Annotated in this window: 16 protein-coding genes; 6 read left to right on the forward strand and 10 right to left on the reverse strand. The window is 60.6% G+C overall.

Going from position 1 to position 21,680, the window contains the following annotated elements; translation table 11 throughout:
- Window positions 1-57: 57 nt before the first annotated feature.
- Genes mfd through AOA59_RS01705 form a run of 3 tightly spaced genes read left to right on the forward strand, consistent with a single transcriptional unit; the run spans window position 58 to window position 6,788 of the window.
- Window positions 58-3,507, forward strand: coding sequence for a transcription-repair coupling factor (gene mfd, locus AOA59_RS01695; protein ID WP_099485634.1), 3,450 nt, complete (start codon window positions 58-60; stop codon window positions 3,505-3,507).
- 11 nt (window positions 3,508-3,518) lie between these two features.
- A complete protein-coding gene (locus AOA59_RS01700) occupies window positions 3,519-4,088 on the forward strand; it encodes a CsiV family protein (RefSeq protein ID WP_099485635.1) in 570 nt (189 codons plus the stop codon).
- 9 nt (window positions 4,089-4,097) lie between these two features.
- The gene (locus AOA59_RS01705) at window positions 4,098-6,788 is read left to right on the forward strand and encodes a DEAD/DEAH box helicase (protein WP_065929182.1); all 2,691 of its coding nucleotides are present in this window, start codon (window positions 4,098-4,100) and stop codon (window positions 6,786-6,788) included.
- 100 nt (window positions 6,789-6,888) lie between these two features.
- Here the strand turns inward: AOA59_RS01705 and nagZ are convergent, their stop codons facing one another.
- Window positions 6,889-7,899 (reverse strand): beta-N-acetylhexosaminidase, encoded by a 1,011-nt coding sequence (gene nagZ / locus AOA59_RS01710; RefSeq protein WP_099485637.1) that lies wholly within the window; start codon window positions 7,897-7,899, stop codon window positions 6,889-6,891.
- A 134-nt stretch (window positions 7,900-8,033) separates the two neighbouring features.
- Window positions 8,034-8,741, reverse strand: a complete 708-nt coding sequence (gene psrA / locus AOA59_RS01715) for a transcriptional regulator PsrA (RefSeq protein WP_058419618.1) — start codon at window positions 8,739-8,741, stop codon at window positions 8,034-8,036.
- 263 nt (window positions 8,742-9,004) lie between these two features.
- Here psrA and lexA point away from each other — a divergent pair, with 263 nt between their 5' ends.
- Complete coding sequence (gene lexA / locus AOA59_RS01720; protein WP_017137423.1) at window positions 9,005-9,613, forward strand: transcriptional repressor LexA; 609 nt, start codon at window positions 9,005-9,007, stop codon at window positions 9,611-9,613.
- Window positions 9,614-9,623: 10 nt separating this feature from the next.
- Window positions 9,624-10,097 carry an SOS-induced cell division inhibitor SulA gene (gene sulA / locus AOA59_RS01725; RefSeq protein WP_065929180.1) on the forward strand — a complete coding sequence of 158 codons (474 nt, stop codon included), beginning with the start codon at window positions 9,624-9,626 and terminating at the stop codon, window positions 10,095-10,097.
- A gap of 253 nt (window positions 10,098-10,350) precedes the next feature.
- On the opposite strand, the gene AOA59_RS01730 is transcribed toward sulA, so the two are convergent.
- From AOA59_RS01730 to AOA59_RS01770, 7 genes are all read right to left on the reverse strand, one after another.
- Entirely contained in the window at window positions 10,351-10,584 is a 234-nt protein-coding gene (locus AOA59_RS01730; RefSeq protein WP_017254451.1) for a hypothetical protein, read from the reverse strand.
- 227 nt (window positions 10,585-10,811) lie between these two features.
- Window positions 10,812-11,333: a DUF6586 family protein gene (locus tag AOA59_RS01735; protein ID WP_099486296.1), complete on the reverse strand. Its 522-nt coding sequence runs from the start codon at window positions 11,331-11,333 to the stop codon at window positions 10,812-10,814.
- 127 nt (window positions 11,334-11,460) lie between these two features.
- A complete protein-coding gene (topA, locus tag AOA59_RS01740) occupies window positions 11,461-14,082 on the reverse strand; it encodes a type I DNA topoisomerase (RefSeq protein ID WP_099485639.1) in 2,622 nt (873 codons plus the stop codon).
- A 114-nt stretch (window positions 14,083-14,196) separates the two neighbouring features.
- Complete coding sequence (locus AOA59_RS01745; protein ID WP_017137419.1) at window positions 14,197-14,433, reverse strand: DUF1653 domain-containing protein; 237 nt, start codon at window positions 14,431-14,433, stop codon at window positions 14,197-14,199.
- A gap of 97 nt (window positions 14,434-14,530) precedes the next feature.
- Window positions 14,531-15,706, reverse strand: coding sequence for an acetyl-CoA C-acyltransferase FadA (fadA, locus tag AOA59_RS01750; protein ID WP_017137418.1), 1,176 nt, complete (start codon window positions 15,704-15,706; stop codon window positions 14,531-14,533).
- A 29-nt stretch (window positions 15,707-15,735) separates the two neighbouring features.
- The gene (gene fadB / locus AOA59_RS01755) at window positions 15,736-17,883 is read right to left on the reverse strand and encodes a fatty acid oxidation complex subunit alpha FadB (protein WP_017137417.1); all 2,148 of its coding nucleotides are present in this window, start codon (window positions 17,881-17,883) and stop codon (window positions 15,736-15,738) included.
- Between the two features lie 496 nt (window positions 17,884-18,379).
- Complete coding sequence (locus AOA59_RS01770) at window positions 18,380-18,817, reverse strand: hypothetical protein (RefSeq protein WP_017137416.1); 438 nt, start codon at window positions 18,815-18,817, stop codon at window positions 18,380-18,382.
- Window positions 18,818-18,922: 105 nt separating this feature from the next.
- Here AOA59_RS01770 and AOA59_RS01775 point away from each other — a divergent pair, with 105 nt between their 5' ends.
- The gene (locus tag AOA59_RS01775) at window positions 18,923-19,375 is read left to right on the forward strand and encodes a universal stress protein (RefSeq protein ID WP_058419614.1); all 453 of its coding nucleotides are present in this window, start codon (window positions 18,923-18,925) and stop codon (window positions 19,373-19,375) included.
- Window positions 19,376-19,555: 180 nt separating this feature from the next.
- Here AOA59_RS01775 and AOA59_RS01780 read toward each other — a convergent pair whose 3' ends face one another.
- Window positions 19,556-21,478, reverse strand: a complete 1,923-nt coding sequence (locus AOA59_RS01780) for an ATP-binding cassette domain-containing protein (RefSeq protein WP_099485641.1) — start codon at window positions 21,476-21,478, stop codon at window positions 19,556-19,558.
- Between the last annotated feature and the right edge of the window lie 202 nt (window positions 21,479-21,680).

Consider the following 21,680-nt stretch of genomic DNA (forward strand, 5'->3'; position numbering starts at 1 on the left):
GCACCTTGGACCGCTACAATTACCGACTTTGTCGCAACGCTTGGAGCTCAACCTTCCGTGCCCGTTCTGCGTCTACCGCTTCTCCCTGCCGCGGCAGGTAAACAGCACTGGGGCAACCTGCCCGGTGCCGCCCTGAGCCTGGCCATTGCCGAGGCTGCCAGCGCAGCCAAGCGCTTTACCCTGCTGCTTACCGCCGACAGCCAAAGCGCCGAGCGGCTGGAGCAGGAGCTGAGCTTCTTCGCCCCCGATTTGCCGGTGCTGCATTTCCCCGACTGGGAAACCCTGCCCTACGACCTGTTCTCGCCGCACCAGGACATCATCTCCCAGCGCATCGCCAGCCTCTACCGCCTGCCGGAACTGGCCCACGGCGTGCTGGTGGTGCCGATCACCACCGCCCTGCACCGCCTGGCGCCGACCAAGTTTCTGCTCGGCAGCAGCCTGGTGCTGGATGTCGGCCAGAAGCTCGATGTGGAGCAGATGCGCACGCGCCTGGAAGCCAGCGGTTACCGTTGCGTCGACACCGTGTACGAACACGGCGAGTTTGCGGTGCGGGGTGCGTTGATCGACCTGTTCCCGATGGGCAGCAAACTGCCGTACCGCATCGACCTGTTCGATGACGAAATCGAGACGCTGCGCACCTTCGACCCGGACAACCAGCGCTCCATCGACAAAGTCGAGTCGATCAAGCTGCTGCCGGCGCGGGAATTCCCGCTGCAAAAAGACGCGGTCACGCGCTTCAAGGCGCGCTTTCGCGAACGCTTCGACGTCGACTTCCGCCGCTGCCCGATCTTTCAGGATCTAAGCAGCGGGATTACCCCGGCCGGTATCGAGTACTACCTGCCGCTGTTCTTCGATGAAACCTCCACCCTGTTCGATTACCTGCCCGCAGACACCCAGGTGTTCTCGCTGCCGGGCATCGAGCAGGCGGCGGAAAACTTCTGGAACGATGTGCGCAACCGCTACGAAGAGCGCCGCGTCGACCCGTCGCGGCCTTTATTGCCGCCCGCCGAGCTGTTCCTGCCGGTGGAAGACTGCTTCGCCCGCCTGAAAAACTGGCCACGCGTGGTTGCCAGCCAGCAGGAAGTGGACGCCGGCAGTGGCCGCGAGCGCTTCCCGGCGAGCACCTTGCCGGACCTGGCAATTCAGGCCAAAGCCACCCAGCCACTGGAAGCGCTGTCGAATTTCATTGGCGACTTCCCAGGCCGTGTGCTGTTTACCGCCGAATCCGCCGGCCGTCGCGAAGTGCTGCTGGAGCTGCTGGAACGCTTGAAGCTGCGCCCGAAAACCGTCGACAGCTGGCCGGATTTCGTCGCCAGCAAAGAGCGCCTGGCGATCACCATCGCACCGCTGGACGAAGGCTTGCTGCTGGACGACCCGGCGCTGGCACTCATCGCCGAGAGCCCGCTGTTCGGCCAGCGCGTGATGCAGCGCCGGCGCCGAGAAAAACGCGCCGACGCCAACAACGACGCGGTGATCAAGAACCTCACCGAACTGCGCGAAGGCGCGCCCGTGGTGCATATCGACCATGGCGTGGGCCGCTACCTGGGTTTGCAGACCCTGGAGATCGACAATCAGGCCGCCGAATTCCTCACCATGGAATACGCCGAAGGCGCCAAGCTTTACGTGCCGGTGGCCAGCCTGCACCTGATCGCACGCTACACCGGCAGCGACGACGCGCTGGCGCCGTTGCACCGCCTGGGCTCCGAGACCTGGCAGAAAGCCAAGCGCAAAGCCGCCGAACAGGTGCGCGACGTGGCGGCCGAGTTGCTCGACATCTATGCCCGCCGTGCCGCCCGTGAAGGCTATGCGTTCGCCGACCCGAAAGCCGACTACGCCACCTTCAGCGCCGGTTTTGCCTTCGAAGAAACCCCGGACCAGCAAACCACCATCGAAGCGGTGCGCGCCGACATGCTGGCGCCCAAGCCGATGGACCGCCTGGTATGCGGCGACGTGGGCTTCGGCAAAACCGAAGTGGCCATGCGCGCGGCCTTTATTGCCGTGCACGGTGGCAAGCAAGTAGCGATTCTGGTGCCGACCACCCTGCTCGCCCAGCAGCACTACAACAGCTTCCGCGACCGCTTTGCCGACTGGCCGGTGACGGTGGAAGTGATGAGCCGCTTCAAATCCGCCAAGGAAGTGAACGCCGCCATCGCCGATTTGGCCGAGGGCAAGATCGATATCGTGATCGGCACCCACAAGCTGCTGTCGGACGATGTGAAGATCAAGAACCTGGGCCTGGTGATCATCGACGAAGAGCACCGCTTTGGTGTGCGGCAAAAAGAACAGCTCAAGGCCCTGCGCAGCGAAGTCGACATTCTGACGCTCACCGCGACGCCGATCCCACGCACGCTGAACATGGCCGTGTCGGGGATGCGCGACCTGTCGATCATTGCCACCCCACCCGCACGGCGGTTGTCGGTGCGCACCTTTGTGATGGAGCAGAACAAAAGCACGGTCAAGGAAGCCTTGTTGCGTGAACTGCTGCGCGGCGGGCAGGTTTACTACCTGCACAACGACGTGAAGACCATCGAGAAATGCGCCGCCGACCTCGCCGAACTGGTGCCGGAAGCGCGCATCGCCATCGGCCACGGGCAGATGCGCGAACGTGAACTCGAACAAGTCATGAGCGACTTCTACCACAAGCGCTTCAACGTGCTGATTGCCTCGACCATCATCGAGACCGGCATCGACGTGCCAAGCGCCAACACCATCATCATCGAGCGCGCCGACAAGTTTGGCCTGGCGCAATTGCACCAGCTGCGTGGCCGTGTGGGCCGTAGTCACCACCAAGCCTATGCCTACCTGCTGACTCCGCCGCGCCAACAGATCACCTCCGATGCCGAAAAGCGCCTGGAAGCGATCGCCAATACCCAGGACCTCGGTGCCGGTTTTGTGCTGGCCACCAACGACCTGGAAATCCGTGGCGCCGGCGAATTGCTCGGCGACGGCCAGAGCGGACAGATCCAGGCCGTGGGTTTCACCTTGTATATGGAGATGCTCGAGCGCGCAGTGAAAGCCATCCGCAAGGGCGAACAACCGAACCTCGACCAACCCTTGGGCGGCGGCCCGGAAATCAACCTGCGTTTGCCGGCGTTGATTCCCGAAGACTACCTGCCCGACGTGCATGCGCGGCTGATTCTGTACAAGCGCATCGCCTCGGCCACCGACGAAGAAGGCCTCAAGGACTTGCAAGTCGAGATGATCGACCGCTTCGGCCTGCTGCCCGAACCAACCAAGAACCTGGTGCGCCTGACGCTGCTGAAACTGCAGGCCGAACAGTTGGGCATCAAGAAGGTCGACGCCGGGCCGCAGGGTGGGCGCATCGAGTTCGAGGCGCAAACGCCGGTGGACCCATTGGTGCTGATCAAACTGATTCAGGGCCAACCCAACCGCTACAAGTTCGAAGGGGCTACGCTGTTCAAATTCATGGTACCGATGGAGCGTGCCGAAGAACGCTTTAATACCCTGGAGGCGCTGTTTGAGCGCCTCATCCCGAAATCTGCTTGAAGGACGCCCCCATGCGCCTGTTCCGCATTCTGAGCTTAGTGTTGGTGGTGGTCGCTCCTTCGGCGTTTGCCGACAGCCCGTACCTGGTGGAAATGATCCTGGTGCGCCAGAACGCCGAGCCGGTGATCAATAGCCGCGCTGCGCCGGAAAACTGGGATGCCGGCGCGGCGCGGCTGCCGACCGACAGGCTCAGCCCACCGCGGCTGGGCAACATCGTCGACAAGCTGAGTGCGGACAACAGTTACACCGTATTGCTGCACCGCGCCTGGGATCAGAACCTGGGCGAGCAACCGGTGAAGCTGGCCATTACCGACGGCCAGGAGCAGTTCGGCCAGTTCCCCATCGAAGGCACGCTGAACCTGCAGTTGGGGCGCTTTACCGATATCGACGCGGATTTCTGGATCAACCGGTTCGACGCCAACGGCAGCGTGATTGCCAGCGAACACTTGAGCCAGCAAGACGTGCGCACCAAGAACAACCAACTCAATTACCTGGATGGCGGCCACTTGGCGCTGCTGATCAAGATCACGTCGCTGACTGCCAAACCACCCAGTGCGCCACCGCCCGACATTCAGGACTGATCCAGCGCCATGCCCCTGACGTCGTCGTTGACCAAACCCCTGGCCCCTTCGTGGGCCAATCGCTTTAAAGAGCAAAGCCTTGAGCGCGGGCGGCGCTACGCCCTGGAAAACCGCGTGCGCATCGTCGAGTCCGGCGACAGCACCATCATCGCCAGCTGCGAAGGCTCGGGCGGCAATGTTTACCGACAAACCATCTCGCTGCGCGAATCGGCCAAGGGCACGCTGATCCTGGTGGACAGCCGCTGCACCTGCCCGGTACACACCAACTGCAAACACATCGCGGCCGTGCTGCTCAAGGTCCAGGAAACCCTGGCTTACCCGGCCGCTGCGCAAGATGCCGAACTGTTGGAAAGACTCCAGGCCGTGCTGGATAACCGCGTGGTGCTGCCACAAGTGGTTATGGAAGAGGTGCGGCCGGTGCCGCGCCTGTGGCTGGCCAGCGTGGAGTTCAGCGCGTTTGAACCGCGTAATGGCAAGATGCAGCGCTATATCCAGCACCGTGCAGCGCTGTCGTTCAATTACCTGGGCAACTATGTCAGCGGGCAGAAAAACGCCGACATCATCGTGCGCCAGGAAACCCAGAGCCTGCGCATCAAGCGCCATCCGGAGCTGGAGCAACCCTATCGCGAACAACTGCGCCTGCTCGGCTTCAAGATCGCCACGCGCCAGAGCAAGGCGTTGCCGGAGAGTGCCGGCGAGTTGTTCGAACTGGTCAATGACAGTGCGTGGCTGAACTTCACGCTCAACGCCTCGCCCACCCTGCGCGCCGAGGGTTGGGAGCTGCAAATAGAAGAAGATTTCGGTTTCGACCTCAGTGCCGTCGATGACTGGTACGCCACCGTCGACGAAGGCCCGGAACGCGATTGGTTCGACCTGGAGCTGGGGATTATCGTCAATGGCGAGCGCCTGAGCCTATTGCCGATTTTGCTCAACTTGATGCGTTCCCACACCGAGATCCTCAACCCGGAGAAGCTCGCCCGGCGCCGTGACGACGAGCTGATCCTGGTGAATATTCCCGGCCTGCCCAACGGCCATGGCCCGCTGCAAGTGGCGTTGCCCTACGGCCGGCTCAAGCCGGTGCTGGCCACCCTTGGCGAGTTTTACCTACAGGAAACCGGCACCACCAGCTTGCGTCTGGCCAAGGCCGATGCCATTCGCCTGAACCCGCTGGAAGACCTGCCGCTGCAATGGGAAGGCGGCGAGAAGATCCGCAACTTCGCCCAGCGCCTGCGCGACATCAAGGACTTCACCTGCGTGGCGCCCGAAGGCTTGAACGCGACCTTGCGCCCGTATCAGCTGGAAGGCTTGAGTTGGATGCAGTCGCTGCGTCAACTCGATGTGGGCGGGATTCTTGCCGATGACATGGGCCTGGGCAAAACCCTGCAGACCCTGGCGCATATTCTCAGCGAAAAAGCCGCCGGGCGCCTCGACCGGCCGTGCATGGTGGTGATGCCCACCAGCCTGATTCCCAACTGGCTGGATGAGGCGGCGCACTTCACACCGCAGCTGCGGGTGCAGGCGCTATACGGCGCGGGTCGCAAGAAACATTTCGCCAACCTGCAGGACTATGACCTGCTGCTGACCACCTACGCGCTGCTGCCCAAAGACATCGACACCCTCGCCGCCCAGCCCTTGCATGTGCTGATCCTCGATGAAGCCCAGTACATCAAAAACCCCAACAGCAAGGCTGCCCAGGCCGCGCGCGAGCTCAATGCGCGCCAGCGCCTGTGCCTGAGCGGCACGCCGCTGGAAAACCACCTGGGCGAGCTGTGGTCGCTGTTCCATTTCCTGCTGCCGGGCTGGCTGGGAGACGTCAAAAGCTTCAACCGCGATTACCGCGTGCCCATCGAAAAGCGCGCCAGTGAGGTGCGCTTGCAGCACCTCAACGGTCGGATCAAACCCTTCCTGCTGCGCCGCACCAAAGAGCAGGTGGCCACCGAGCTGCCGCCCAAGACCGAGATCATCCACTGGGTCGACCTCAACGAGGCCCAGCGCGACGTGTACGAAACCATGCGCCTGGCCATGGACAAGAAGGTGCGCGACGAAATCACCCGTAAAGGCGTGGCGCGCAGCCAGATCATCATTCTTGAGGCGCTGCTCAAACTGCGCCAGGTGTGCTGCGACCTGCGCCTGGTCAACGACGCCACCCTGCCCGCCCGCGGCAGCAGCTCGGGCAAACTCGACAGCCTGCTGGAGATGCTCGAAGAACTGTTTGCCGAAGGGCGGCGGATATTGTTGTTCTCGCAGTTCACCTCGATGCTGAGCCTGATCGAAGCCGAGCTGAAAAAACGCGGCGTGCCCTACGCATTACTCACCGGCCAGACCCGCGACCGGCGCACGCCGGTGAAGGATTTCCAGAGCGGCAAACTGCAGATTTTTCTGATCAGCCTGAAGGCCGGCGGCGTCGGTTTGAACCTGACCGAGGCCGACACGGTGATCCACTATGACCCGTGGTGGAACCCGGCGACGGAAAACCAGGCGACCGACCGTGCGTACCGCATCGGGCAGGAGAAGCCGGTGTTCGTCTACAAGATGATTGCGCGAGGCACGGTGGAGGAGAAAATCCAGCACCTGCAGAAGGAAAAGTCTGACCTGGCGGCGGGTGTGCTGGATGGGCGCACGACCGGGGATTGGCAGTTGGGTAATGAGGACATTGAGGCGTTGTTTGCGCCATTGCCCCATAAGCAAGAGAAGCGTTGACGGTTAGATCGCTATCGCAGGCAAGCCAGCTCCCCCCCTTGAACGTATTCACACATCAAAGGTGGGAGCTGGCTTGCCTGCGATGGCAGCGACGCGATATTCAGTCGATCAACTGAGCATCGCGCAGCGCCGTGAGCGCAGTCAGCCAACGCGGATCCTGCTTGTACTCTGTCGAAGCAATCGCCTGCCCACGCATCCGCGCAATCCGCGCCGATGGCGCGACCTTCATGCGCTGCGCCGCCGTGAGTGCCAGCTCCGCAGCCGCCCGGTCATTGCAGACCAAGCCCATATCACAACCGGCCGTCAGCGCCGCTTCAATTCGACTGGCCGCATCACCGACCACATGCGCCCCCGCCATGGACAGGTCATCGCTGAAAATCACCCCGTCAAATTGCAGCTCGCCGCGCAGAATGTCCTGCAACCAGCGACGCGAGAAGCCGGCGGGTTGGGCGTCCACTTGCGGGTAAATAACGTGAGCCGGCATCACCGCCGCCAATTGCTTGCTCAGGCGTGCGAAAGGCACCAGGTCGTTCGCGCGAATCTGTTCCAGGCTGCGTTCGTCATTGGGAATCGCGACGTGGGAATCCGCCTCGGCCCAGCCATGGCCCGGGAAGTGTTTGCCGGTGGCCGCCATGCCGGCGCTGTTCATACCGCGAATGAAGGCACCCGCGAGCACGCCAGCGCGCTCCGGGTCGCCTTCGAAGGAACGGGTGCCGACCACGGCGCTGCGTTGGTAGTCGAGGTCGAGCACCGGGGCGAAGCTCAGGTCAAGGCCGACCGCCAGCACTTCAGTGGCCATGATCCAGCCGCACTGCTCGGCCAGGTATTCGGCATTCGGCTTATCCGCCAGCAGGCGCATGGCCGGCAGGCGTACAAAACCCTGACGCAGGCGCTGCACACGACCGCCTTCCTGATCGACCGCCAGCAGCAGGTCGGGGCGCACCGCACGAATCGCCGCGCTCAGCTCGCGCACCTGGCGTGGATGCTCGATATTGCGCGCAAAAATGATCAACCCGCCCACTTCAGGCTGGCGCAACAACTGGCGATCCTCGGCCGTCAGCCAAGTGCCGGCCACATCGACCATTAACGAACCTTGCAGGGCAGCAGTCATAAACCTTCCTTAAATAACGCACACAACCCGTTGCGCTCAACTGGCGCGAAAGGCGCGGTGAGCACAACGGGTTGCGAGTAAATAGCTGAAATCGGCATGGCGGCTAGCTTAGCCGCCGCGCACACCTGGGGCAATCACGCCTTGGCGACGGCCGGCGTCGACTTGCTGCGCGGGCGCAGTTGCGCGGCGGCCATGGCCGGGTCGGTCACGCCGGTTTCGGCGCGCATGCCGGCGGCAAGGAACGGCACCATCAGGCGCATCACTTGCTCGATGGAAGTGTTGACGCCGAAATCGGTTTCGGCAATCGCGCGTAAGGCCTTGATGCCGGACATGCTGAAGGCGGCGGCGCCGAGCATGAAGTGCACACGCCAGAACAGTTCGATCGGCGGAATACGCGGGGCGGCTTCGTTAACCAGCAGCATGTATCGGCGGAACACCTTGCCGTACATGTCTTCCAGATAACGGCGCAAGTGACCCTGGCTCTGGCTGAAGGCCAGCCCTAACAGGCGCATGAAGATCGATAGGTCGTTGCCGCTGCGCGGTTGAACCACCAGCGCTTGCTCAACCAGGATTTCCAGCAGGTCTTCCAGGCTTGGCTTGTTTTCGGGCTTGGTCTGGCGACGCTCCAGCTCACGGTCGAGGCTGGCACAGAACGGCCCCAGGAAGCGTGAGAACACCGCCTGGATCAGGGCTTTTTTCGAGCCGAAATGATAGTTCACGGCGGCGAGGTTAACCCCAGCCTTGCTGGTGATCAGCCGCAATGAAGTTTCCGCAAATCCTTTTTCCGCGAACAATTGCTCGGCAGCATCGAGAATGCGTTCAACGGTTTCCGACTGGGCCATGGCTACTCCGCCTGACAAACACTTGTTTGAAACATACGTTTCAGGGTGTGTCTTGTCAAGCCTGCGAGTCCGTTTTCCGGCCGGGCAGTCATCTATTTCATCGCTATTTAATCACATCCTTCGCGCCCTGTAGGCAGCGCTGTCTATGCCTTGCAGGAAGAGTGACAGACGACCGTCCAGCGGAGTGCCAAAAAAGGATGATTGCCAAGCGCAGTTCACTGTATATAATCCCAGTCACTGTATAAAAAGACAGAGCGATCAACATGCTAAAACTGACGCCACGCCAAGCTGAGATTCTGGCTTTTATCAAGCGCTGCCTCGACGACAACGGCTACCCGCCGACGCGAGCGGAAATTGCGCTGGAACTGGGGTTCAAGTCCCCCAACGCCGCCGAAGAACACCTAAAGGCCCTCGCCCGCAAAGGCGCGATCGAGATGACCCCGGGTGCTTCACGCGGTATTCGTATCCCTGGCTTTGAAGCCAAGGCCGACGAATCGACCCTGCCGATCATCGGCCGCGTCGCCGCCGGTGCGCCGATCCTGGCGCAGCAGCACGTCGAAGAGTCCTGCAACATCAACCCGACCTTCTTCCATCCGCGTGCCGACTACCTGTTGCGCGTACACGGCATGAGCATGAAGGACGTGGGCATTTTCGACGGTGATCTGCTGGCCGTCCACACCACCCGCGAAGCCCGTAATGGCCAGATCGTCGTTGCCCGTATCGGCGATGAAGTCACCGTCAAACGCTTCAAGCGTGAAGGCAGCAAGGTCTGGCTTATGGCCGAGAACCCTGAGTTCGCCCCGATTGAAGTGAACCTGAAAGATCAGGACCTGGTGATCGAAGGCTTGAGCGTCGGCGTCATTCGCCGCTAAAGGAGGCACCATGCAGCTCGTGCACACCCCGCAACACACACAACTGTCGCTGTTCGAGGCCTTTATGGCCCAACCCCTTGCGCCCATCCTCAAGGAAACGGTCGAAGCCCCCTGGGGCTCCGAACCTGAGGCGTTCAGTGAGCTGTCGTTGCGCGGTGCTGCCGGGAGCTGCCTGAGCCTGCTGGCGCCGATCCTTCGCGAATTGAGCGAGGAGCAGGACGCACGCTGGCTGACGCTGATCGCCCCACCCGCCAGCCTGACCCAGGCCTGGCTGCGGGACGCCGGCCTCAACCGTGAGCGCATCCTGCTGCTGCAACCACGCGGCGCGCAAAGTGCTCAGCAACTGACGTGCGAGGCCTTGCGCCTGGGGCGCAGCCATACGGTGGTGAGCTGGTTGAACCCGCTGAATGCGGCCGCCAAGCAACAGCTGATCAGCGCCGCACGTACGGGCGATGCGCAGAGTTTGAATATTCGATTGGGGTAATGCGGCCTGATGCAGGCCAGCCCTGTGGACGGGCTTGTTGTGGCAGGCGAGCTTGTTGTGGCGAGCGGGCTTGTTGTGGCGAGCGGGCTTGCCCCGCGTTGGGCTGCGCAGCAGCCCCAAAAACCAGGCACCGTGGAATACCTGATACACCGCATTAAATCTATTCAGGGCCGCTTCGCAGCCCAGCGGGAGCAAGCTCCCTTGCCACAGAAGTCCGCTCGCCAGAACGCTTCCCAGAACGTTTCACTGCTACTCAGTGAAGCACCCGCGGCCCATCTTCCTTCTCGGGCTCGCCTTCGGCCAGGCGGCCAGCCATCTGCACACCTACGCTCAACATGGCTTTTGCCACTTCCACGTGCTGACCTTGCAGGAACGCTTTTGCGTCTTCGGAAAAATCCAAAATAACCAGAGAACCCTCGTCCTCAGCCCGGCGCAGCTCGATTCGGCCGTCAGGCAGTTCAACAATTTCCAGAAAGGACGTTGGCATATAAGTCTGTTCTCCACGAAAGGCCGGGATTATATCAGTCATCCACCCAGCCTCGCAGAGGATCTGAACAGGTTTCTTGGCGGCTTGATGAATGGTGCACTCGGGAAGGTTGCTCTCAATGTGGGAGCTGGCTTGCCTGCGATTGCGGTGTATCAGCAAAAGGCCGGCAAGCTGACCCAACGCTATCGCAGGCAAGCCAGCTCCCACCTTTGCTCAGCGCAAACCTCTTAACACTCGTTCAAGCCTTCACGAAACCTGAGTGCCATCTTCTTCAGCGCCTGACGCCAGCTTTCCAGCTCCTCACGGCTCAGCGGCTTGGGCTCATCCTCTTCCAGCGCAACGGCCATGATCAGCGGCTGCGTCACATCGCCCTTGGGCACATGGGGGACACGCGGCGGTTGGAACATATCCGCATGCGCTTTGAGCAATCGCGCAACCCAACTGTCGGGGCTCTGGGCCATTTCCACCAGTTCGGCCAATTCAGGAATCGCCATGCTGTCCAGCACTTCGCGGTTCATGATCATTTCTGCGCGTGGCGCGCCAGCCTGGGGCAAGCGGTAGAACCCGGCAATTTCATGGCACAGGCCCAGCAAAGCGCCATAAAGGTGGAACAACGCCGCCTCACGCCCGGCCTGGACCAGCGCGATGGCATTCATCTCCTTCCCTTCCTCGGCGCGGCCAAGGGCTTCCAGGGACAAACCCGCGAAGTAAATTTTCTGATTGGTACGGGTATAGAGTTCGTTGGCCATAACGGCAATCTCCACAACGAAATAAGCGTGATGCTGGCTGAACAGTGTCACGGATCAGCCAAGTTTCCTGCAAGCGCAAAAAAAGGCCGCCTTTTCAGGCGGCCTTTGTAATAGGCAGATCAGCCGATCAAGCGCCCTGGCGCTTGTCCTCGACCTTCCACTTACCGCCGTCGTAGAACGCTTTCCAACCGGTAGGCTTGCCGTCCACCTCGGTCTGAACGTACTGCTCCTTGGTTTTGCGGCTGTAGCGGATCACGGACGGGCGACCGTCGGGATCCTTCTTCGGCGCTTCACACAGGAAGTGGTACTTCGGATCGATCTCGTCCTTGTGCGGCACGATCTCCATCACCAGCGGGGCACGGGTCTCGCGGTTTTTCGGGAACTGGCTGGCCGCCAGGAACAGGCCCGAAGCGCCGTCACGCAGGATGTAGGTGTCGTTGACCTTCTCGCACTTGAGTTCAGGCATCTTCACCGGGTCCATCTTCGGCGGCGCCGCGTCACCGCTTTTGAGCAGTTTGCGCGTGTTCTTGCAGGTCGGGTTGGTGCAGCCGAAGAACTTGCCGAAACGGCCGGTCTTGAGCTGCATCTCGCTGCCGCACTTGTCGCATTCCAGGCTCGGACCTTCGTAGCCTTTGATGCGGTAGGTGCCTTCTTCGATCTCGTAGCCATTGCAATCCGGGTTGTTACCGCAGATGTGCAGCTTGTGCTTCTCGTCGAGCAGGTAGGCGTCCATCGCCGTGCTGCAGATCGGGCAACGGTGCTTGCCACGCAATACCAGCGACTCGGACTCACCCTCGTCGTCGGCGGCAATCTCATCGCCCGGCACCAGGTTAACGGTGGCCTTGCAGCGCTCCTTCGGCGGCAGGCTGTAGCCCGAGCAACCGAGGAACACACCGGTGGATGCGGTACGAATCTGCATCGGACGGCCGCATGTCAGGCATGGGATGTCGGTCATCACCGGCTGGTTGGCGCGCATGCCGCTATCAGGGCTTTCGGCTACTTCGAGTTTCTTTTTGAAGTCGCCGTAGAACTCATCCAGCACGTTTTTCCAGTCGCGTTCGCCCTGGGCCACGTCATCGAGGTTCTCTTCCATGCCGGCGGTGAAGCCGTAGTCCATAAGGTTGGAGAAGCTCTCGGACAGGCGCTCGGTGACGATGTCGCCCATCTTTTCCGAGTAGAAGCGGCGGTTGTGCAACGCCACGTAGCCACGGTCCTGGATGGTCGAGATGATTGCCGCATAGGTCGAAGGACGACCAATACCGCGTTTTTCCATCTCTTTTACCAGGCTGGCTTCGGAGTAACGCGCCGGCGGCTTGGTGAAGTGCTGGGACGGGTCGAGCTTGATCAGCTTCAACGTGTCGCCCTGGGCCATGTCCGGCAGCACGTCGTCATCGCCTGGCTTGGCGATTTGCGGCATCACGCGGGTATAGCCGTCGAACTTGAGGATACGGCCCTTGGCACGCAGCTCGAAGTCGCCTGCGCCCACACTGACGGTGGTGGACAGGTATTGCGCCGGCAGCATCTGGCACGCCAGGAACTGGCGCCAAATCAGCTCGTAGAGGCGCTCAGCGTCGCGCTCCATGCCGCTCAGCTTGCTTGGCTCGGTGTTGGCGTCGGAAGGACGAATCGCTTCGTGAGCCTCTTGTGCGCCTTCCTTGCTGCTGTAGACGTTCGGCTTCTCCGGCAGGTACTTCTTGCCGAACTCGCTTTCAATATAAGTACGCGCCATCGCCACCGCGTCTTGCGACAGGTTGGTGGAGTCGGTACGCATATACGTGATGTAGCCGGCTTCGTACAAGCGCTGGGCCATCATCATGGTCTTCTTCACGCCAAAGCCCAGGCGGTTGCTCGCGGCCTGTTGCAGCGTGGACGTGATGAACGGCGCCGACGGCTTGCTGCTGGTCGGCTTGTCTTCGCGCTTGACGATGCTGTAGCTGGAAGCCTTGAGCTTCTCCAGCGCGGCCATGGCCTGAGCTTCGTTCAGCGGTTTGAAGGCCTCGCCTTTCTCACGGGCCACTTCAAAGCGCACGTTGGCGCCCTTGGCAGTGCCCAGGTCGGCGTGGACTTCCCAGTATTCTTCGGGGTTGAACGCACGGATCTCACGCTCACGCTCCACCACCAGCTTGACCGCTACCGATTGCACGCGGCCGGCGGACAGGCCACGGGCGATTTTCGCCCACAGCAGTGGCGAGACCATGTAACCCACCACGCGGTCGAGGAAACGACGCGCCTGCTGGGCGTTGACACGGTCGATGTCCAGCTCGCCCGGCTTGGAGAAGGCTTCCTGGATGGCTTTTTTGGTGATTTCGTTGAACACCACACGCTTGTAGCGGCTGTCATCACCGCCGATGGCTTCGCGCAGGTGCCAGGCAATGGCTTCCCCTTCGCGGTCCAAGTCCGTCGCGAGATAGATGGTGTCGGCATCTTTGGCGAGCCGGCGCAGCTCTTCGATGACCTTTTCCTTGCCCGGAAGGATTTCGTACTTGGCCTTCCAGCCATGATCCGGGTCCACACCCATGCGTGAGACCAGCTGCTTGCGCGCTTTCTCTTTAGGGCTGAGCACCGGACCTTCGCCCGCAGCCGCCTTGCCGCGCTTGGCGGCAGGCTCCTTGCTGGCGCTAGCCGAACCGCTGGTGGGCAGGTCTCGGATATGGCCGATACTCGACTTCACCACGTACTCGTTGCCCAAGTACTTGTTGATGGTCTTGGCCTTAGCCGGGGATTCCACAATGACCAGCGATTTGCCCATGGATCGGAAAATTCCTGAATTCGAGAAGTGAAAGGCAGTTGGCGCCTGTCGCGGCAACGCTATATATAGTGGCAACAAGGTGAGGTCAAGCGCAGCATTCTGCGCGGCCTGCCGTTATTGCCCTGAAAAAAGACTGGGTTCGACCTGCACCAAAGCAAAGCGCGGGACCTGCTCGCCGTCAACTTCGACAGTCTCCAGGAACATGCTCAATGGGCGCACCCAAAAGCCGTAATCGCCATACAGTGCTTGGTAAAACACCACTTCTTCTTCGGTCTCGGAGTGCCGCGCCACATTAAAAACACGGTACTGCGGGCCCTTGTAATGTTGGTAGAGCCCTGGTTCGACTTTCATGCTTTGGCCCTCGTGCAAAATTTGTTGAAAAAAAATATTAAAAATTCCAAAAAACAAAAACCGGGGCACTGGGCCCCGGCTTCCGTCAGCGAAACGTTTAGATACGTTCGAAGACGGTGGAAATGCCTTGGCCAAGACCAATGCACATGGTTGCAACCCCAAGGTTGCCGCCATTTTGCTTCATCACGTTAAGCAAAGTGCCGGAGATACGTGCACCGGAGCAACCGAATGGGTGGCCCAGGGCAATCGCGCCGCCGTGCAGGTTAACCTTCTCGTTCATCTTGTCGAGTACTTTCAAATCTTTCAGCACTGGCAGGGCCTGTGCGGCGAAAGCTTCGTTGAGCTCGAAGAAGTCGATATCGGAGATGGTCAGGCCCGCGCGCTTCAAGGCTTTTTGTGTGGCCGGTACTGGACCATAGCCCATGATTGCCGGGTCCACACCTGCCACGGCCATCGAACGGATCACCGCCATCGGCTGAATGCCCAGGTCCTGGGCACGCTGCGCCGACATCACGATCATGCACGAAGCACCGTCGGTGATTTGCGACGACGTACCGGCTGTCACGGTGCCGCCCTTTGGATTGAAGGCGGGCTTCAAGGCCGCCAGGCTTTCCAGGGTGGTATCCGGACGAATGGTTTCGTCGTAGTCGAACAGTTTGAGGAAACCGTTCTCGTCGTAACCGTTCATCGGGATGATTTCATCCTTGAACTTGCCTTCCACGGTCGCCTTGTGGGCCAACTGGTGGGAGCGCACGCCGAATGCGTCCTGGGCTTCGCGGGTAATGCCGTGCATTTTGCCGAGCATTTCTGCGGTAAGGCCCATCATGCCCGAGGCTTTTGCCGCGTACAGCGACATGTGCGGGTTAGGGTCGACGCCGTGCATCATGCTGACGTGGCCCATGTGCTCCACGCCGCCGACCACGAAAACATCGCCGTTGCCGGTCATGATCGCCTGGGCTGCGGTGTGCAGCGCGCTCATCGACGAGCCACACAGGCGGCTGACAGTCTGGCCAGCTGCGGTGTGCGGGATCTGGGTCATCAACGACGCCATGCGCGCGATGTTCCAGCCCTGCTCCAGAGTCTGGTTGACGCAGCCCCAGATCACGTCTTCGACTTCGTTAGGGTCGACCTTGACGTTACGCTCCAGCAACTTGCTGATCAGGTGCGCCGACATGTCTTCGGCGCGGGTGTTGCGGTGCATGCCGCCCTTGGAGCGGCCCATTGGCGTGCGACCGAAGTCGACAATCACCACGTCTCTTGGATTCAAGCTCATAAATATTCTCGCTCTATTCGTCTGGGCGCTTAACCGAAGAAGCTTTGGCCGTTTTTGGCCATTTCACGCAGCTTCGCGGTCGGGTGGTACAGCGGGCCCAAATCAGCGTATTTGTCAGCCAGGGCAACGAACTCAGCCACACCGATCGAGTCGATGTAACGCAGCGCACCACCACGGAATGGAGGGAAACCAATACCGTACACCAGGCCCATATCGGCTTCGGCGGCGGTTTCAACGATGCCGTCTTCCAGGCAACGCACGGTTTCCAGGCACAGGGCGATCATCATCCAGTTGATGATGTCCTCATCGGACACCTCACGCTGTTCGTAGATGACTGGCGCGAGTACTTCGTGCACCGACGGGTCGGCCACTTTCTTCTGCTTGCCCTTCTTGTCAGCCTCGTAGGCGTAGAAGCCCTTGCCGTTCTTCTGGCCCAGGCGCTTGGCCTCGTAGAGTGCGTCGATCGCCGAGCGGCGGTCGTCTTTCATGCGGTCCGGGAAGCCTTCAGCCATTACGTCACGACCGTGGTGGCCAGTGTCGATACCGACCACGTCCATCAGGTACGCCGGGCCCATTGGCCAGCCGAATTTTTCCATCACTTTGTCGATGCGCACAAAGTCGACACCGGCGCTGACCAGCTTGGCGAAACCGCCGAAGTACGGGAACAGTACGCGGTTGACCAGGAAGCCCGGGCAGTCATTGACTACGATCGGGTTCTTGCCCATTTTCTTGGCGTAGGCAACGGTGGTGGCAACGGCCAGCTCGCTGGACTTCTCGCCACGGATCACTTCCACCAGCGGCATCATGTGCACCGGGTTGAAGAAGTGCATGCCGACGAAGTTTTCCGGACGCTTGAGGGCCTTGGCCAGCAGCGAGATGGAAATGGTCGACGTGTTCGAGGCCAGGATGGTGTCGTCTTTAACCTGGGCTTCCACTTCAGCCAGTACGGCTTGCTTGACCTTCGGGTTTTCGACTACGGCTTCGACCACCAGGTCGACGTGGCCGAAATCGCCGTAGGACAGCGTAGGACGAATGCCGTTAAGCACTTCAGCCATCTTCGCGGCGGTCATGCGACCTTTATCAACGCGGCCCACCAGCAGCTTGGCGGCTTCTGCCAGGCCTTGCTCGATGCCGTGCTCGTTGATGTCTTTCATCAGGATCGGCGTGCCTTTGGACGCCGACTGATAAGCGATACCGCCACCCATGATGCCGGCGCCGAGTACGGCCGCCTGTTTCACGTCGCGGGCAATCTCGTCGTAGGCCTTGGCCTTTTTCTTCAGTTCCTGATCGTTCAGGAACAGGCCGATCAGGCTCTGGGCAGCCGAGGTTTTCGCCAGTTTGACGAAGCCGGCGGCTTCCACTTCCAGGGCTTTGTCGCGACCGAAGTTCGCAGCCTTCTGGATGGTCTTGATCGCTTCAACCGGCGCCGGGTAGTTCGGGCCGGCCTGGCCTGCGACGAAACCTTTGGCGGTTTCGAACGACATCATTTGTTCGATGGCGTTGAGCTTGAGTTTTTCCAGCTTCGGCTGACGCTTGGCCTTGTAGTCAAATTCGCCGCTGATGGCGCCTTTGATCAGGTTCAGGGCGGCTTCGGCCAGTTTATCCGGGGCAACCACAGCGTCGACGGCGCCGACTTTCAGCGCATCTTCGGCACGGTTTTCCTTACCGGCGGCGATCCACTCGATCGCATTGTCGGCACCGATCAGGCGCGGCAGGCGCACAGTGCCGCCAAACCCTGGGTAGATGCCCAGTTTGACTTCAGGCAAGCCGATTTTGGCGGTGGCCGACATGACGCGGAAGTCTGCAGCCAGGCACATTTCCAGGCCGCCGCCCAACGCGATGCCATTGATGGCAGCCACGGTTGGCACGTTGAGGTCTTCGAAATCGCTGAAAATCTTGTTGGCTTCGAGGTTGCCGGCCACAAGCTCTGCATCGGGCAGCTTGAAGTTGTCGACGAATTCGGTGATGTCAGCGCCGACGATAAACACGTCCTTGCCGCTGGAGACGATCACGCCCTTGACCGAAGCATCTGCTTTGATGGTGTCTACGGCCTGACGCAGTTCGTTCAGGGTTAGACGGTTGAACTTGTTGACGGACTCACCCTTGAGGTCGAATTTCAGTTCGACGATGCCACTTTCAAGAGCCTTAACCGTGATGGCTTTACCTTCGTAAATCATCAACTGATCTCCACGATATGGAAGCTGAACAGTACACACTGGACGCTGGCCTATTGGTTGGACATTGATAGTTGCGTCAATGCTCATGCCAATCCGCCAGGCACACCCGCCAATGCGCTAGTCGGGGTTCTGTATGAGTCGTCTGACAGACAAACGCTCAATTCATACGCCCGTTTGATTTGGGTACGCCACCTTCATCCAATTCAGGGCAATTGTCAATCGCTCGAAAGGCCAGGAAAAACGCGACTTTCCAGTCAGTTCAGAACTCCACGCCCACGCCTGCGCCCTGTCAATATTCAAATATTCACAGAATCAATAATTAAAAAGATGTGGGAAAAGGCTGTACAGAATCGGATATGCCGCTAGGCTTGCGACAACCGCAAAGCGCCTGGATGAACACCCGACGCGAGGAACACAGAATTACCGGCCTGCCTGGCCAACTCCAGCCCGATGATGATATCGGGCTTTTTAATGCCTGGCTTTTAACGCTATGGCGTCATGCCAGAGCCTTGAGCAGCGTATCGATGTCCTTCAGCACGCTGGCCTCGCCCTTCTCGCCCCAATACAAGGCGATCATTTGCTTGTCGGCCTCGACCTTGTAGACGTTGGCCGGCAACGTCGCAAAATGCGGCAACAACTTTTCATCCTCACACACTTCACGCCACTGATTGACCCACACGCCTGGGGACATTTGCCAATAACTCCACAGCGCCGGCGTGCTGCCCCGCCGTGGCCTGCAGTACTGCGCGCAGGGGCTCGGCGGCTCTTGGGCAAGCCAGTGCGGCCACTCCTGCGGCGCCAATTGCATGGCCAAACCGATGCGGCGCGCCTCCATACGCAGGGCCATGCGCCCGCTCTGATGGCGCGACGGGCGCAGCCATGCCAGGGGGCTCAGAACCACCAGAAGGATTGACACCACTATCCAGACCGTCATATGTGTACTCCCGAATTTCTAGATGCGCGGATTTGAGCTGACGCAACCCCATCCGCTTGAAACCAGCCATACTGAACTTATTGCAGTCTCCTGGAGGAACGCGCCATGCCCAACGAACATTCCTACAAACATATCCTGGTCGCTGTCGATCTGACCGAAGAGTGCGACCCGGTTATCAAGCGCGCTCAGGCTTCAGCAATCGCCAACGGCGCCAAGCTGTCACTCGTGCATATCGTCGAGCCCATGGCCATGGCTTTTGGTGGCGACGTGCCCATGGACCTTTCCCAGTTGCAGCAACAGCAGTTTGACCAAGCCAAAGAGCGCCTGGATCGCTTGATCCTCAAATACCCGGAAGTGACCAAGGAAAACTCCCACCTCACCTACGGCCAGCCGCGCCAGGAAATCCATCACCTGGCCAAAGAGCAGAACTGCGACCTGATCGTGGTCGGCAGCCATGGTCGCCATGGCCTGGCGTTGTTGCTGGGTTCTACCGCCAATGACGTGCTGCACGGCGCGCCGTGTGATGTGCTGGCGGTCAAACTGGTAAAAAGCTCGTAAGGCCGATGAAGACCTAATGTGGGAGCTGGCTTGCCTGCGATGCAGGCACCTCGGTGATTCAGGTAGACCGAGGTGATGCTATCGCAGGCAAGCCAGCTCCCACATTTGAATCGCATTTCATATGAAAAAGCCCGGCGATCATACAGATGAGCGCCGGGCTTTTTGTTACCAACGAATCACTCAGGCATCCAGCTCAGCCCAGCGCTCCATCAGCACTTCCAGCTCCTGGTTCAACGTCTCCAGGGAAGCAATCACCTTGGCGGTTTCCGCCGCCGGGCGCAGGTAGAAACCCGCGTCTGCCATGTCTGCTTCGACCGCAGCGATCTGCTGTTCCTTGGCGTCGATATCACCCGGCAGGGCTTCCAGCTCGCGTTGCAGCTTGTAGCTGAGCTTCTTCTTGGCCACCGGTGCAGCGTCCGCAACCGGTGCAGCAGCAGCGGCGACAGGCGCCACGACTGCCGAGGTCAGGTCGGCCTTGCCGGACTTGCTCTCGGTCACGCCCAACAGGCGCGGCGAGCCGCCCTGGCGGATCCAGTCCTGGTAACCACCGACGTATTCACGCACCTTGCCTTCACCTTCGAAAACCAGGGTGCTGGTCACCACGTTGTCGAGGAATGCGCGGTCGTGGCTGACCATCAGCACGGTGCCGTTAAAGGTCAGCAACACCTCTTCCAGCAACTCGAGGGTTTCCACGTCGAGGTCGTTGGTCGGCTCGTCAAGTACCAGCAGGTTGGACGGCTTGCTGAACAGCTTGGCCAGCAGCAGGCGCGCGCGCTCACCACCGGACAAGGCTTTGACCGGCGTACGCGCACGCTGTGGGCTGAACAGGAAGTCGCCCAGGTAGCTCAGCACGTGGCGGCTCTGACCGTCGATGTCGATAAAGTCGCGGCCTTCGGCGACGTTGTCGATGACGGTCTTTTCCAGGTCCAACTGATGGCGCAACTGGTCGAAGTAGGCCACGTCGATGCGCGTGCCTTCTTCCACGGTGCCACTGGTCGGTTGCAGGCCATTGAGCATCAGCTTGAGCAAGGTGGTCTTGCCGGTGCCGTTGGCGCCCAGCAGACCGATACGGTCGCCGCGCTGCAGGACCATCGAGAAGTCCTTGATCAGGAACGGGCCATCCGGGTGGTGGAAGCTGACGTTCTCCAGCACCATCACCTGCTTGCCCGACTTGTCGGCGGTGTCCAGCTGGATATTGGCCTTGCCGGTGCGCTCGCGACGCTCACTGCGTTCAACACGCAGGGCCTTGAGGGCACGTACACGGCCTTCGTTACGGGTGCGACGGGCCTTGATGCCCTGGCGGATCCAGACTTCTTCCTGGGCCAGTTTCTTGTCGAACAGCGCGTTGGCGGTTTCTTCAGCGGCCAGTGAGGCTTCTTTGTGCACCAGGAAGCTGGCGTAGTCGCCGTTCCAGTCGATCAGGCCGCCACGGTCCAGTTCGAGGATGCGCGTGGCCAGGCTCTGCAGGAAAGCACGGTCGTGCGTGATAAACAGCACAGCGCCCTGGAAATCCTTGATGGCTTCTTCCAGCCAGGCAATGGCGCCGATGTCCAGGTGGTTGGTCGGTTCGTCGAGCAGCAGCAGGTCTGGCTCGGACACCAGCGCCTGGGCCAGCAGCACGCGACGACGCCAGCCGCCGGACAACTCGGCGAGGGTCTTGTCGGCCGGCAGTTGCAGGCGGCTCAGGGTGCTCTCGACCAGTTGCTGCAAGCGCCAGCCGTCACGGGCTTCGAGGTCTTGCTGGACGTGCATGAGCTTGTCCAGGTCGGCTTCGGTGACGCAGTTCTGCGCCAGGTGATGGTACTGCGCGAGCAACTCGCCCACGCCGTCGAGGCCTTCGGCAACCACGTCGAACACTGTCCGTCCGTCGGCCACCGGCAATTCCTGGGGCAATTCGCCGATCTTGAGGCCCGGCGCGCGCCATACAGAGCCGTCATCGGGCTTCTGGTCGCCTTTTACCAGCTTCATCATGCTGGACTTGCCGGTGCCGTTGCGGCCGATGATGCACACCCGCTCACCACGGGCGATCTGCCAGGACACCTTGTCCAACAACGGCATAGCGCCGAAAGCAAGGGACACATCGCTGAATTTGAGCAGGGTCATACGCTTCTCCAAAAACTGGGCGCGCATTCTACCTGACTTGAGGGTGGGATGCGGCCGGCATTTTTGCCACAGACACGTTCTGTAGGACATTTACAGTGAACTGCTGCCAGCCGGCCGGCAAAGCTTTCGCCAGCCGCAGGCAAAAGGCTAAGCTAGGGGCAATCAGTGTCGGCGGTGCCGGTGCTAGTCGTGATTTCTCTGC

The sequence above is a fragment of the Pseudomonas sp. 2822-15 genome (assembly GCF_002742515.1).
GTDB lineage: Bacteria > Pseudomonadota > Gammaproteobacteria > Pseudomonadales > Pseudomonadaceae > Aquipseudomonas > Aquipseudomonas salomonii.